The sequence below is a fragment of the Enterobacter cloacae complex sp. 2024EL-00711 genome (assembly GCF_047529885.1).
Lineage (GTDB): Bacteria > Pseudomonadota > Gammaproteobacteria > Enterobacterales > Enterobacteriaceae > Enterobacter > Enterobacter ludwigii.
The window spans coordinates 384983-398751 of the sequence record NZ_JBLIZC010000003.1 but is presented as its reverse complement, the minus strand read 5'-3'; the positions used below and the strand labels follow the sequence as shown (position 1 = coordinate 398751).

The 13769-nt window shown below is 54.1% G+C and carries 13 protein-coding genes; 5 read left to right on the top strand and 8 right to left on the bottom strand.

All coding sequences use genetic code 11. The features are described 5' to 3' along the window. Positions 1-4 precede the first annotated feature (4 nt). Both gspE and hofC read left to right on the top strand, forming a co-directional pair. Complete coding sequence (gene gspE / locus ACMVME_RS11910) at positions 5-1387, top strand: type II secretion system protein GspE (protein ID WP_041162424.1); 1383 nt, start codon at positions 5-7, stop codon at positions 1385-1387. Beyond that, complete coding sequence (hofC, locus tag ACMVME_RS11905; protein ID WP_049023071.1) at positions 1377-2561, top strand: protein transport protein HofC; 1185 nt, start codon at positions 1377-1379, stop codon at positions 2559-2561. Before gspE ends, hofC begins: the two co-directional genes overlap by 11 nt. Positions 2562-2594: 33 nt before the next feature. On the opposite strand, the gene ACMVME_RS11900 is transcribed toward hofC, so the two are convergent. Further along, complete coding sequence (locus ACMVME_RS11900) at positions 2595-3638, bottom strand: GMP reductase (protein ID WP_032679625.1); 1044 nt, start codon at positions 3636-3638, stop codon at positions 2595-2597. A gap of 228 nt (positions 3639-3866) precedes the next feature. On the opposite strand from ACMVME_RS11900, the gene coaE reads away from it, so the two are divergent. The 3 genes from coaE to yacG are packed head-to-tail and all read left to right on the top strand — an operon-like array spanning position 3867 to position 5434. Further along, positions 3867-4487 carry a dephospho-CoA kinase gene (coaE, locus tag ACMVME_RS11895; protein WP_068795208.1) on the top strand — a complete coding sequence of 207 codons (621 nt, stop codon included), beginning with the start codon at positions 3867-3869 and terminating at the stop codon, positions 4485-4487. Beyond that, positions 4487-5230, top strand: a complete 744-nt coding sequence (gene zapD, locus ACMVME_RS11890) for a cell division protein ZapD (protein WP_014168639.1) — start codon at positions 4487-4489, stop codon at positions 5228-5230. Before coaE ends, zapD begins: the two co-directional genes overlap by 1 nt. A gap of 9 nt (positions 5231-5239) precedes the next feature. Further along, positions 5240-5434 (top strand): DNA gyrase inhibitor YacG, encoded by a 195-nt coding sequence (yacG, locus tag ACMVME_RS11885; RefSeq protein ID WP_020882580.1) that lies wholly within the window; start codon positions 5240-5242, stop codon positions 5432-5434. Between the two features lies 1 nt (position 5435). Here yacG and mutT read toward each other — a convergent pair whose 3' ends face one another. The 7 genes from mutT to ftsQ all read right to left on the bottom strand — a co-directional run bounded on the left by mutT (position 5436) and on the right by ftsQ (position 13768). Beyond that, positions 5436-5828, bottom strand: coding sequence for an 8-oxo-dGTP diphosphatase MutT (gene mutT, locus ACMVME_RS11880; RefSeq protein WP_414743439.1), 393 nt, complete (start codon positions 5826-5828; stop codon positions 5436-5438). A gap of 57 nt (positions 5829-5885) precedes the next feature. Further along, positions 5886-8591, bottom strand: coding sequence for a preprotein translocase subunit SecA (gene secA, locus ACMVME_RS11875; RefSeq protein WP_014168636.1), 2706 nt, complete (start codon positions 8589-8591; stop codon positions 5886-5888). A gap of 60 nt (positions 8592-8651) precedes the next feature. Then, the gene (secM, locus tag ACMVME_RS11870; protein WP_072126512.1) at positions 8652-9155 is read right to left on the bottom strand and encodes a secA translation cis-regulator SecM; all 504 of its coding nucleotides are present in this window, start codon (positions 9153-9155) and stop codon (positions 8652-8654) included. A 283-nt stretch (positions 9156-9438) separates the two neighbouring features. Continuing rightward, positions 9439-10356 (bottom strand): UDP-3-O-acyl-N-acetylglucosamine deacetylase, encoded by a 918-nt coding sequence (gene lpxC / locus ACMVME_RS11865; RefSeq protein ID WP_014168633.1) that lies wholly within the window; start codon positions 10354-10356, stop codon positions 9439-9441. 101 nt (positions 10357-10457) lie between these two features. Next, positions 10458-11609, bottom strand: a complete 1152-nt coding sequence (gene ftsZ, locus ACMVME_RS11860) for a cell division protein FtsZ (RefSeq protein WP_008501978.1) — start codon at positions 11607-11609, stop codon at positions 10458-10460. A gap of 63 nt (positions 11610-11672) precedes the next feature. Then, positions 11673-12929 (bottom strand): cell division protein FtsA, encoded by a 1257-nt coding sequence (gene ftsA / locus ACMVME_RS11855; protein ID WP_006173845.1) that lies wholly within the window; start codon positions 12927-12929, stop codon positions 11673-11675. Beyond that, positions 12926-13768, bottom strand: a complete 843-nt coding sequence (gene ftsQ, locus ACMVME_RS11850; protein WP_014168632.1) for a cell division protein FtsQ — start codon at positions 13766-13768, stop codon at positions 12926-12928. Before ftsQ ends, ftsA begins: the two co-directional genes overlap by 4 nt. Position 13769: the final 1 nt, after the last annotated feature.

Genomic DNA, 13769 nt, shown 5'->3' with positions numbered 1-13769 from the left:
GATGATGAATACCGATCAGCTTGTCGCACTTTGTCTGCGTCATCATGCCCTTCTGCTGAGCAGCGATAGCGACATGATTAGCATTGCCGTCGTGGGAAACCCCGGCCCTGAACTGATGGAAGCCCTGCGTTTCGCTACCCAGAAACGGATTGATATCGAGTGCTGGAGCGCCGAGCGCATGGAAAAGCACCGGCAGTTAACCACACAAACGCATCTGCCCGTCGTTACGCCGACACACTCAGCGGTGGATATTCTTAACCACACGCTGCAGCAGGCGATAAACCAACGCGCTTCTGATATTCATATTGAACCGATGGAGCAGACTTGCCAGATTCGCCTGCGCATCGACGGCGTGCTTTGCCCGCAGCCCCCACTTTCAGCCGCGCTGGCCACCATGCTCAGCGCCCGGTTAAAAGTGCTGGGTAACCTCGATATTGCGGAACGCCGTTTACCGCAGGACGGTCAGTTTACGATTGAGCTGGCAAACGAGCCGGTCTCATTTCGCATCGCCACGCTTCCCTGCAGCGGGGGTGAAAAAATTGTACTGCGCCTGCTGCATCAGGTTCAGCAATCTCTTGAGCCGGAAACGTTGGGGATGAATACTAAACAGCTGGCCGGCTTTAGCGAAGTGCTCCACCAGCCGCAGGGGCTGATTCTGGTTACCGGCCCCACCGGCAGCGGTAAAACCGTAACGCTGTACAGCGCGCTGCAGGCTCGAAACACGCCGGATGTGAACATCTGCAGCGTGGAAGACCCGATAGAGATCCCGCTTGCAGGATTAAACCAGACGCAGATAAACCCGCGTGCGGGCCTTACCTTCCAGACGGTGCTGAGAGCGCTGCTACGTCAGGATCCTGACATCATTATGGTCGGCGAAATTCGTGATGGCGAAACGGCAGAGATTGCCATTAATGCCGCACAAACCGGGCATCTGGTGTTGTCGACGCTACACACCAACTCGACGGCGGAAACCCTGATCCGCCTGCAGCAGATGGGGGTGGCGCGATGGATGATCTCTTCCGCCCTCTCGCTGGTCATCGCCCAGCGACTGGTGCGCCGTTTATGCCCCCATTGCCGCCAGGAAACCGACAAGCGGGCAGAACTGCCTCGCTCCGTTTGGCCCCGGCCGCTGCCGCGCTGGCAACCCACCGGCTGTGAGCGCTGTTATCACGGTTTTTATGGTCGCGTCGCCATTTTTGAAGTGCTCGTCATTGACCAGACACTCCGGCAGGCCATTGCCAGCGGAGCGGGGTCAGAGGTGATTGAGGCCAGCGCCCGTCAGGCAGGAATGACATCCCTTTTCGAACATGGCTGTATGGCTGTTGAACAGGGACTGACCACGCTCGAAGAGTTGCTGCGTATCCTGGGAATGCCCGATGGCTGCTAATCACCTCTGGCGCTGGCGTGCGCTATCCGTTGAAGGAGAGCCCCGAAGCGGGGCTCTGTGGGCAACTGACCGCAATGCGGCTTTCGACAGGCTGATGCGCAAAGCGCTGCATCCTCTGACAATCACCCGCTGCACGCAGAGGTATCGCTGGCGACCACATCACCGTTACGAGGTATTTCACCAGCTCGCCACGCTTTTGCAGGCGGGCCTGACACTGTCTGACAGCCTGCAGATGCTGGCGGACCAGCATCCGATAACACCCTGGCAGGCACTCCTGCAAAGCCTTGCCGATGAGCTGAGTGAAGGATGCCCTTTTTCTGAGGCGCTGAAGCGCTGGCCCGCGGTATTTAGCCCACTGTATGTGTCGATGGTGAAGACCGGCGAGCTAACCGGGAAGCTGGAGACGTGCTGCCGTGAGCTTGCCCAGCAACAAAAATCACAGCAGCAACTCAGTGCGAAAGTGAAAAAGGCACTGCGTTACCCGATGGTAATCCTGGCTCTGGCGGTACTCGTGGTGCTGGCCATGGTCACTCTGGTCTTGCCCGAATTCGCCGCCATCTACAAAACGTTTAATACCCCGCTCCCGATGCTGACACAAATAGTCATGGGAATGGCAACGTTTATACAGTCCTATGCCCTCGCGCTGTTCGCGGGGCTACTCCTTCCTGTGAGCATCGCCTGGGCTTGGCGGCAGGATCCACGCTGGCAACACGTACTGCTGCATATCCCCGTCATGGGCGCGCTGGCTAAAGGACAAAAGCTGGGGCAAATTTTTACCGTGCTGTCGCTCACGCAGCAGGCGGGCATCGCTTTTTTAAAGGGTCTGGAGAGTGCAGAAGAGACGGTTGAGAGCAGGTACTGGCAGGGGATACTCCGCGCCATCCGGGAAGACATTGAAAAGGGTTATCCCCTTTGGGCATCCTTTCAAAAGGCGGCGGTTTTTACTCCGCTGTGTATTCAGCTATTACGAACCGGTGAAACGTCAGGTGCGCTCGATATCATGCTGGTAAACCTGGCGCGTCACCACACGGAGCAAACCTTTCAGTCAGCAGATAACCTGGCTGCCGTGCTGGAGCCTGTGCTGCTGATCGTGACGGGTGTGATTATCGGCACTCTGGTGGTGGCAATGTATCTGCCTATCTTCCATCTCGGAGATGCGATGAGTGCGGGATAACGCTGGCACACGGATGTGCGCCAGCTTACGCGATTACAGGCTATTGAAAACGCGGTTTTCCTGTTCCTGAACGCGGATAAAGGTCGTGCGTTTCGTCAACTCTTTCAGGCGGGATGCCCCCACATAGGTGCAGGCCGAACGCAGGCCACCAAGAATGTCACGTGCGGTATTCTCAACCGGGCCGCGCAGCGGCAGCTTCACGGTTTTGCCTTCTGCCGCACGGTATTTTGCAACGCCACCCACGTGACGGGTCATCGCCGATTCAGAGCTCATACCGTAGAACAGCATAAATTTCTCGCCGTTCTCTTCCACCACGGTACCGCCACTCTCTTCATGACCTGCCAGCATACCGCCAAGCATCACGAAGTCTGCTCCGCCGCCGAAAGCTTTCGCGACATCACCCGGGGTAGTACAACCACCGTCACTGATGATCTGGCCGCCCAGGCCGTGCGCAGCATCGGCACATTCAATAACCGCAGAAAGCTGCGGATAACCGACACCGGTTTTCACACGCGTGGTGCACACGGAACCCGGGCCAATGCCCACTTTGACGATATCTGCGCCAGAGAGGATCAGCTCCTCACACATCTCGCCGGTCACTACGTTACCCGCAATGATGGTTTTGTTCGGCCAGGCTTCACGCGCCTTGCTCACGAACTGCACGAAGTGTTCGGAATAACCATTCGCTACATCAATACAGACGAAGTTCAGCGCGGGGTTACTCTTGAGGATTTGTTTGGTCTTTTCGAAATCGGTATCTGAGGTTCCGGTAGAGACCATCACATGCTTCACGACCTCAGCAGAAGCGGATGCCACAAAGGCGTTCCACTCTTCAGGGCTGTAGTGTTTGTGAACTGCCGTGAGGATGTCGAACTGTGCCAGCGCGGTTGCCATCTCGAAGGTTCCCACGGTATCCATATTGGCAGCGATGATCGGCACGCCAGACCAGGTCTGACCGGAATGTTTAAAGGTGAATTGACGTTCGAGTTCAACGTCTGAGCGACTTTTCAGTGTAGAGCGTTTAGGGCGGATAAGAACGTCTTTGAAACCTAACTTCAGATCTTCTTCGATACGCATGTGCGGATTCCTGGGGTTAGAGGCAAATATGTTAAAAGCACAACTCCAGTGACGTTATCATACGCACTAATACCTGCTCCGCAAGACTGCGAAATTCTCTTTTTTTACGCTACAATCCTATAAATTTACCTGGTAAAAAGCCGGTAAAGAGAGCTAAACATTGGCTGGCACACGTTTGAATTTCAACCAACTGATTTTAATAATGAATAATTCCCAGGATTTGATTTAATGGGGTATACCGTCGCATTAACCGGCGGCATCGGTAGTGGCAAAAGTACCGTTGCGGACGCTTTCGCTCGCCTGGGTATCGCGATTATCGATGCCGATATCATTGCCCGTCAGGTGGTAGAACCGAATACACCCGCGTTAAAGGCCATTGAAGAACATTTTGGCCCGGCCATCATCAATGCGGACGGCACGCTAAATCGCCGACAGCTTCGCGAATGCATTTTTTCCGATTCTGCGGAAAAGGTCTGGCTTAATGCCCTGCTCCACCCCATTATCCACCAGGAAACTCAGCGTCAGATTGCCGCCGCCCGCTCACCGTATGTGCTGTGGGTAGTTCCGTTGCTGGTAGAAAATCAGCTGCAGAAGAAAGCCGATCGGGTTCTGGTCATTGATGTCCTTCCCGAAACGCAAATCCAGCGAACCATGACGCGCGATCGCGTCTCGCGCGTACATGCCGAACGAATTCTTGCCGCTCAGGCCACGCGCGATCAGCGCCTGGCCGTTGCGGATGATGTTATTGATAATAACGGCGCACCAGATGCCATTGCATCGGATGTTGCCCGTCTGCACGCGCAGTATTTGACCTTCGCCGCGCAGGCCGTTGCACAGGAAAAACCATAATGTCGACTCACATCCTTTTTGAGCATCCGCTTAACGAAAAAATGCGTACCTGGCTGCGTATCGAATTTCTTATTCAACAACTCTCGCAACATCTGCCTGTCAACGATCACGCCACTGCGTTGCACTTCTTCCGCAATGTGGGCGACCTGCTGGATGTGATTGAACGTGGAGATGTCCGCACCGAATTACTGAAAGAACTCGAGCGTCAGCAGCGTAAACTGCAGGCATGGGCGGAAGTCCCGGGTGTTGATCAAAGCCGTATCGATTCCCTGCGTCAGCAGTTAAAAAGCAGTAGCAGCACGTTAATGGCAGCCCCTCGCGTTGGCCAGTTTTTGCGTGAAGATCGCTTGATTGCCCTGGTACGCCAGCGTCTGAGTATTCCCGGTGGATGCTGCAGCTTTGACCTGCCGACGCTTCATATGTGGCTGCACATGCCGCAAACGCAGCGTGATGCGCAGGTGAATATCTGGCTGGAAAGCCTGGAGCCGATGCACCGGACGTTATCGCTGATCCTCGATCTTATCCGTAACTCTGCGCCGTTCCGCAAGCAGACCAGCCTGAACGGTTTTTACCAGGATAACGGGGACGATGCCGATCTGCTGCGACTGAATCTTTCGCTCGACGTGCAGCTTTACCCGCAAATCTCCGGGCATAAGAGCCGTTTTGCGATTCGCTTTATGCCGCTGGACAGTGAAAATGGCACCGTGCCGGAACGCCTCGATTTTGAACTGGCCTGTTGTTAAGGAGTGCCAATGTCTGACGTAACCATCGTAAACTGCCCAACCTGTGGCAAAAGTGTTGTCTGGGGCGAAGTGAGCCCATACCGCCCATTCTGCTGTAAACGCTGTCAGTTAATTGACCTGGGCGAATGGGCGGCGGAAGAGAAACGCATTCCGAGTGAAGGCACTCTTTCGGACAGCGATGACTGGAGTGAAGAACAGCAGTAAATTAAACGCCCTGCACTAACCGGGTAATCACAGGTTCATTTGCCGGCGGGAATTTGTCGGCATCGCTTGCCTGCAGTTCAACCCAGTTACCCGGTTGCCCCTCTTTGCCCCAGGGATCCCCCTCCCAGTTTTCCACCAGCCAGAACCAAAGCGTAATGTGACGGTCGGGAAACTGGTATTCGAGCTTGTCAAACAGCGTTGCGCCAAGCGGGGTGATCCCCACTTCTTCCTGAAGCTCACGGATCAGCGCCTGTTCCGGCGTTTCGCCTGACTCGATTTTCCCGCCCGGAAATTCCCATTTGTTCGCCATATGGGCGTCGGCGGCGCGCTGGGTGATAAAGAACTGGTTTTGCGGGTTGCGAATAATCCCGACGGAAATTTGCAGTATTTTCATATTGTCACTTCCATAAAAAAGGCGCAGATTTCTGCGCCTTTTTGTTTTGTTATGAATTTAGCTCAGACGACCGTGGCACGCCTTGTATTTTTTACCGGAACCACACGGGCACGGATCGTTGCGGCCAACTTTACGATCGCCAGTCTGGGCCGCGATCGCTGCCGCAGCTTCGCTCTCGTCAGTCTGGTGGCTCAGCTGTTGCATCTGTGCCAGACGCTCAGCTTCTTCACGGCGCTGTTGCTCCATTGCTTCCACTTCTTCTGGCATGCGTACCTGAACTTTGCTCAGGGTGCTGATCACTTCATACTTCAGTGACTCCAGCATGGACGCAAACATGGCGAAGGATTCACGCTTGTACTCCTGCTTCGGATCTTTCTGCGCGTAACCACGCAGGTGGATACCCTGACGCAGGTAGTCCATCGCCGCCAGGTGCTCTTTCCACAGGGAGTCCAGCGTTTGCAGCATCACGCCTTTTTCGAAGTGACGCATCATCTCAGCGCCAACGACTTCTTCCTTACGCTTGTATACGTCCAGCGCGGTTTCGAAAATACGTTCACGCAGGGTCTCTTCGTGCAGCTCAGGCTCTTTGTCCAGCCACTCTTTGATTGGCAGTTCGAGGTCGAAGTCGTTTTTCAGGCGTTCCTGCAGACCTTCGATATCCCACATTTCTTCCAGAGACTGCGGTGGAATATGCGCGTCGATAGTCGCTTTGAATACGTCTTCGCGAATGCTGTTGATGGTGTCGCTCACGTCGGACACGTCCAGCAGTTCGTTACGCTGGGTATAGATGGCACGACGCTGGTCGTTGGCCACATCATCATATTCCAGCAGCTGCTTACGAATATCGAAGTTGCGGCTTTCCACTTTACGCTGGGCGTTAGCAATCGCTTTGGTGACCCACGGGTGTTCAATGGCTTCGCCAGGTTTCATACCCAGTTTACGCATCATGCCAGAAACACGGTCGGAGGCGAAAATACGCATCAGCGCATCTTCCATAGACAGGTAGAAGCGGGAAGAACCGGCATCGCCCTGACGACCCGCACGGCCGCGCAGCTGGTTATCGATACGACGAGATTCGTGACGTTCGGTACCAATGATATGCAAACCACCGGATGCCAGCACCGCGTCATGGCGTACCTGCCAGTCCGCTTTAATCTGAGCAATCTGCTCCGGCGTTGGGTTTTCCAGCTCGGCAATCTCTGCCTGCCAGCTACCACCCAGCATAATGTCGGTACCACGACCCGCCATGTTGGTGGCGATTGTTACCGCTGCCGGGTAACCCGCCTGCGCAACGATATCGGCCTCTTTGGCGTGGAATTTGGCGTTCAGTACGTTGTGTTTGATGCCCGCTTTGGTCAGCTCATTGGAAACCACTTCGGATTTCTCGATGGAGATTGTCCCCACCAGCACCGGCTGGCCATTAGCGGTACGATCGCGAATATCTTCAATGATCGCCTGAATTTTTTCCGCTTCGGTCATGTACACCAGGTCCGGCATATCCTTACGGATCATTGGACGGTTGGTTGGAACGACCACGGTATCCAGTTTGTAGATGGAGCTGAATTCAAATGCTTCGGTATCTGCAGTACCGGTCATCCCCGCCAGCTTCTCGTACAAACGGAAGTAGTTCTGGAAGGTAATAGAGGCCAGCGTCTGGTTTTCATTTTGAATATCAACGCCTTCTTTGGCCTCAACGGCCTGGTGCAGACCGTCAGACCAGCGACGTCCCTGCATGGTACGGCCAGTGTGCTCATCAACGATGATAACTTCACCGTCTTTCACGATGTAGTCGACATCGCGGGTGAACAGCGCATGGGCACGCAGCGCGGCAGTAACGTGGTGCATCAGCATAATGTTCGTCGGAGAGTACAGAGACTCGCCCTCTTCCATGATGCCTTCAGCCACCAGCAGCTCTTCAATTTTCACCAGACCGCGTTCGGTCAGGTTCACCTGGCGCGCTTTTTCATCGACAGAGAAGTGGCCTTCACCCTGGAAGGTGTCGGAATCTTCTTTCTCCTGACGCAGCAGGTGCGGAATGATTTTATCGACTTTACGGTACATCTCGGAGCTGTCTTCAGCCGGGCCGGAGATGATCAGCGGGGTACGCGCTTCATCGATCAGGATGGAGTCCACCTCATCCACCAGCGCATAGTGCAGTTTACGCTGGACGCGTTCTTCAGGGCTAAACGCCATGTTGTCACGCAGGTAGTCGAAGCCGTATTCGTTGTTGGTACCGTAGGTGATATCCGCGTTATAGGCTTCACGTTTGGCGGGTGCCGGCAGACCGGACATGTTGATGCCAACGGTCATGCCCAGGAATTCGAACAGGGGACGGTTGTTTTCGGCATCACGCTGTGCCAGATAGTCGTTGACGGTAACGACGTGAACGCCTTTACCGGTCAGTGCGTTCAGGTAGGCGGGCAGCGTTGCGGTCAGGGTTTTACCTTCACCGGTACGCATTTCCGCGATGCAGCGCTCGTTAAGCACCATACCACCCAGCAGCTGAACGTCGAAGTGACGCATGCCAAACACACGTTTACTGGCCTCACGCACAACGGCGAAGGCTTCCGGGATCAGGCTTTCCAGCGTTTCGCCTTTTTCAAGACGCGCGCGGAATTCTACGGTTTTCGCTTTCAGCTCGTCATCAGAGAGCTTCTCCATCGCCGGCTCCATGCCATTGATGACGGTAACAGCTTTGCGCATACGGCGCAGGGTACGATCGTTACGACTACCAAAAACTTTTGTTAACAATTTGATTAGCATAATAAATTCTCAAACGCCCCAGGTTGGGCAGATAAATTAAGGTATTGAAAAAAGGTTAATTTAGCTGAGGCGTTGAGGCCCGGCGCGGATGCCGTGGGCCTGGCTAATCCATGTCGAAACGGAGAAGGTCGCAGGAGGAACGTGCGCGATTTGCGTGGTCTGACGCACCATGACGGGTGGCTGACTGTCCTGCGTAAGCAGCGCGTTAAGCGTGTCCAGCAGAGCAAGATGCTGCGCCTGTACCGGCAGCGTCTCTTCAGCAACAGGCAGTGCCTGCGGAGCCATCGCAAATGACAGATGGCGAATAACGGTACGGATCGCATGCTGGTGCCAGTAATCCACCGAGAAATTCGGGCGGCGATTGGCTTCAAGCCACGCCAGGTTAGTAAAATTAACCCGCGTGTTGAGATCGTGTTTGGTTGTGGAGGTCTTCGTCGGCGTCGCCGCTTCCGCACTGTTGCTGAGCGCAGGCAAGCCGAAACTCGCCGCGACCATCCCTAATAAGAGATGCGGCCAGAAGTAACGTCTGCCAAATTGTCGCCAGCGCGTCAGTATTCCGCTCACTTGCTCCACCACATTAAGCCAGCCTTCAACAGGCTGAATTCAATTATTCTTTTAAGCGCCCAGATATTACCACTAAAGCCAATACACAGCAGCAGGAATGACGTATTGCTGCGGGGAAAAACGGTCAAGAATGCAGCTAACGCACAGATTTTCTGCACCGGGCAAACGAGAAGTGACGCTGGGGCAAATAAATGAAGAGGGGTAAAAATAAAAACGACTGGTCTCCCTGGTCGGAGAGAGTACCAGGTTAACCAGTCGATTTTTTACGAAACGGCTTTAACCGTTACGCCAGTACCGTGTTTGGTGCTTTGAAGGCCAGCGGCAGCTCAGCTTCGTCTTCAAAGGTCACATATTCCCAGGCTTCCTGTTTTGCCAGGACTGCCTGCAACAGTTTGTTGTTCAGTGCATGACCGGATTTAAACGCGGTAAATGCACCAATGATGTTGTGACCACACATAAACAGGTCGCCGATAGCATCCAGCATTTTGTGACGAACGAATTCATCTTCAAAACGCAGACCGTCTTCGTTCAGTACGCGATAATCGTCAACAACGATGGCACAATCGAAGCTGCCGCCCAGGCACAGGCCGCGGGACTGCAGATATTCGATATCACGCATGAAGCCAAACGTACGGGCACGGCTGATCTGGCGCATAAACGCATCAGCAGAGAAGTTCATCGCATAGCGTTGGGTGCTGGCATCAATCGCCGGATGGTTAAAATCGATGGTAAAGTCCAACGAGAAACCATTGTACGGTTTGAATTCAGCCCATTTGTCGCCATCTTCGACGCGAACGGTCTCTTTGATACGAACAAATTTTTTCGCGCAGTTCAGTTCTTCGATGCCGGCATCCAGCAACAGATAGACGAACGGAGCAGCACTACCATCCATGATCGGGATTTCTGGCGCATCGACTTCAACCATAATGTTGTCGATACCCAGACCCGCCAGGGCGGCGTTCAGGTGCTCTACGGTAGAAATCCGCACGTCATGCTCGTTCACCAGACAAGTACAGAGCATAGTATCACGCACAGATTTGGCATCGGCCGGAAAGTCTACCGGTGGATTCAAGTCGGTGCGACGATAGATGACCCCGGTATTGGCCGGCGCAGGGCGTAACGTCAGTGTGACTTTCTTGCCGGTATGTAAACCGACACCAGTCGCCTGAACGATACGTTTAAGTGTCCTTTGTTTGATCATCGTATAATCTCGCCAAATTAACTATCCAACCGAAAGTGTATATCACTGACGGTGGGCCAGTTTAGCACAAAGAGCGAAAATCCCCAAATTCCAGCCAATTCTTAGTCAGCTTGCTTGCGCAGGAACGCCGGGATATCCAGATAATCTGGCTCTTTCGCCGTTTGCGGAGTGGGGTCGTTAACCACTTTCGCGGCCGGTTTCTGCTCCTGAGTCAGAGGAGACATACCGTGCTGCTGGTAACGATCCATAACCGGCTGCTGAGTCTGTTTGTTGGTCACCAGGGTGATCTCAGGACGCTTGTCCATACCGATACCGGTAGCAACAACAGTAACACGCAGCTCGTCGTTCATTTCCGGGTCAAGGGAAGTACCGATTACCACGGTAGCGTTGTCAGAGGCGAACGCACGGATAGTGTTACCCACGGTTTCAAACTCATCCAGACGCAGGTCGAAGCCAGCGGTAATGTTGACCAGCACGCCGCGCGCACCAGACAGGTCGATATCTTCCAGCAGTGGAGAAGAGATAGCCATTTCAGCCGCTTCTTCTGCACGGTCTTCACCGCTTGCCACGCCAGAGCCCATCATCGCGTAGCCCATTTCGGACATCACGGTACGAACGTCTGCAAAGTCAACGTTCATCAGACCAGGACGGGTAATCAGTTCAGCGATACCCTGCACCGCGCCTTTCAGCACGTCGTTGGCTGCGCCAAAAGCGTCCAGCAGAGAGATACCGCGACCCAGAACTTTCAACAGTTTGTCGTTCGGGATGGTAATCAACGAGTCCACGTGCTTGGACAGTTCAGTGATACCCTGCTCCGCGAAAGCCATACGCTTCTTGCCTTCAAAGTTGAAAGGCTTGGTCACGACAGCAACAGTCAGGATACCTAAATCTTTCGCTACTTCAGCCACAACAGGTGCTGCGCCGGTACCCGTACCGCCACCCATACCCGCTGCGATAAAGACCATGTCCGCACCTTCCAGTGCAGCGCGCAAGGCCTCACGATCTTCTTCAGCCGCATTACGACCGACTTCCGGGTTAGCCCCAGCGCCCAGCCCTTTGGTGATGCCACCGCCGATCTGGATAGTCTGGCCTACAGCCGTCTTACGCAGTGCCTGTGCATCGGTGTTAACTGCAAAGAACTCAACACCTTCAATGCGTTCACGCACCATATGCTCTACGGCGTTACCGCCGCCGCCACCGACGCCGATGACTTTAATCACCGCGTCGTTGGTCAGTTCCATAGGTTCAAACATAATTTCTCTCTCCGTTGTGCCTGTCGCCCGAGACCGCTAATTCTCTCCGGTCTCTTAAAAAAATTAAAACTCTTTTCGCAACCAGTTGTTCAGTCGTTTGACCCACGACCCAACTGAGACGCGTTTTTCCACTTCTGCTTCACCACTGAGATGAGATTCTTTCCCGTAGTGGAGCAGGCCCACGGCCGTTGAATAGTACGGCTCCTGAGCATAATCCGTTAAACCGGTGATATTCAGCGGAGCACCGATACGCACTTGCGTATGGAACACGCGCTGAGCGCAGGCCGCAAGACCTTCAATTTGCGCTGCCCCGCCGGTTAATACAATCCCCGCTGCAAGATGATGTTTCACGCCCTGCTGGCGAAGCTGTTCCTGTAACTGCAAAATCTCTTCGTTGACCAGGTTAAGCAGCTCGGTATAACGCGGCTCAATGACCTCTGCCAACGTCTGGCGCTGCAGGCTGCGCGGTGGACGTCCGCCCACGCTCGGCACTTCAACGCTCTCATCTTTGCCAACGATAGACCCCAGCGCACAGCCGTGGCGTACTTTAATCGCTTCTGCATCACTCGGGGGCGTACCAAAAGCGTAAGCAATATCGCTGGTCACAACGTTCCCGGCATACGGGATCACTTTGGTGTGGCGCAGCGCACCGCCGGTATACACGGCCATGTCCATTGTACCACCACCAATATCGACCACACAGACACCCAGTTCACGTTCATCTTCGGTCAGCACGGAATAGCTCGCTGCAAGACCGGCGAAAATGAGTTGGTCAACTTTCAGGCCACAACGTTCAACGGCTTTTACAATGTTCTTCGCCATATCGTTGTGACATGTGATCAAGTGCACTTTTGCCTGCATACGTACGCCGGAAAGACCGACCGGGTTTTTGATCCCTTCCTGGTAGTCGATCGCATACTCCTGCGGGATCACGTGCAGCACGCGATGCTCATCGCGAACGCGCACGGATTTCGCCGTATGCACAACGTTTTCAACGTCTTCCTGCGTCACTTCTTCTTCGGAAATCGGCACCATGCCGATTTCGTTCTGGCAGCTAATGTGCTTGCCCGAAAGCGCCAGATAAACAGAGGAAATCTGGCAATCTGCCATCAATTCAGCCTGATCGATGGCGCGCTGTACGCACTTCACCACCGACTCAAGATCGTTAACCCCACCTTTATCCATACCACGGGACGGGCAACTGCCCACGCCAATGATATTGACCATACCGTCGGGCAGAACTTCCCCTACTAAAGCGGCAACCTTCGCGGTGCCAATCTCCAGTCCAACTACCAGTTTTCTGTCCGTCGCCTTGATCATTGTTGTTCTGCCTGTACCTGTGCCTGATTCTGTTGCTGATTAGGTTCCTCGACCGGAGCCGGCTCCCAACCGACTGCTGCGCCTGAGTCATAGCGCAAATCAACGTAGCTTATCCGTTTGCCGTCAGTCTGTGCCTGCTGCTGTAAAACCGGGTAAAGTTCTACAAATCGCGCCAGACGTTTCATTGTGTCCCCGCGACCCAGGTTGAGCTTAATGCCATTCGTTAACGTCAGTTGCCAGGAGCGGCGCGCCGTCATTGCAGCATCTTTTAGCGTAAACCTGTCCTTCGCCAGCACCTGCCCCATTTCACGAAAACCTTGTAACACTTCGTTTTCGCTACCTTCCGGGCCATACAACATCGGTAAATTTTGCTTGTTGACACGATCGGCCGGGACGCTGAAGGAATTTCCGTCTACGTCAACCATGTGCTGATCATTCCAACGCGCAATGGGCACATATTCAACCAGATGAATCTTCAATTCATCAGGCCATTGCTTTCTGACACTCGCCTGTTTTATCCATGGCAGACGTTCAATCTGACTCTGGATAATATTGACGTCCTGCGTCATAAAGGTGCCAGGCGATCCCAGCGCCAGAATTGTCTGGCGAATGTCATCGTTACGGGTGTAATGACGCTCACCGGTGACCACCAGCTTCGAAAGCGGCAACCGTTGCGCATCTTCCATCCAGCCCAGAACCATCCAGCCGCTGATAAACACGGTGCACAGCACCCCGAGCAGGAAAATAATACCTGCAAGACGCGTTCCATTACTCCGGCGTGAAGAAGAGTATTCTTCTTCGTCATCGCGGTTGCGCGTGTTCAATGCAGCCTGAGACATA

What these genes read in the sequence shown, in the direction of transcription:
- mutT (WP_414743439.1), bottom strand. Translation starts at nt 5,828, where the DNA reads ATGAAAATACTGCAAATTTCCGTCGGGATTATTCGCAACCCGCAAAAC.
- ACMVME_RS11900 (WP_032679625.1), bottom strand. Translation starts at nt 3,638, where the DNA reads ATGCGTATCGAAGAAGATCTGAAGTTAGGTTTCAAAGACGTTCTTATC.
- zapD (WP_014168639.1), top strand. Translation starts at nt 4,487, where the DNA reads ATGTCGACTCACATCCTTTTTGAGCATCCGCTTAACGAAAAAATGCGT.
- gspE (WP_041162424.1), top strand. Translation starts at nt 5, where the DNA reads ATGAATACCGATCAGCTTGTCGCACTTTGTCTGCGTCATCATGCCCTT.
- hofC (WP_049023071.1), top strand. Translation starts at nt 1,377, where the DNA reads ATGGCTGCTAATCACCTCTGGCGCTGGCGTGCGCTATCCGTTGAAGGA.
- ftsA (WP_006173845.1), bottom strand. Translation starts at nt 12,929, where the DNA reads ATGATCAAGGCGACGGACAGAAAACTGGTAGTTGGACTGGAGATTGGC.
- ftsQ (WP_014168632.1), bottom strand. Translation starts at nt 13,768, where the DNA reads ATGTCTCAGGCTGCATTGAACACGCGCAACCGCGATGACGAAGAAGAA.
- secA (WP_014168636.1), bottom strand. Translation starts at nt 8,591, where the DNA reads ATGCTAATCAAATTGTTAACAAAAGTTTTTGGTAGTCGTAACGATCGT.
- yacG (WP_020882580.1), top strand. Translation starts at nt 5,240, where the DNA reads ATGTCTGACGTAACCATCGTAAACTGCCCAACCTGTGGCAAAAGTGTT.
- ftsZ (WP_008501978.1), bottom strand. Translation starts at nt 11,609, where the DNA reads ATGTTTGAACCTATGGAACTGACCAACGACGCGGTGATTAAAGTCATC.
- coaE (WP_068795208.1), top strand. Translation starts at nt 3,867, where the DNA reads ATGGGGTATACCGTCGCATTAACCGGCGGCATCGGTAGTGGCAAAAGT.
- lpxC (WP_014168633.1), bottom strand. Translation starts at nt 10,356, where the DNA reads ATGATCAAACAAAGGACACTTAAACGTATCGTTCAGGCGACTGGTGTC.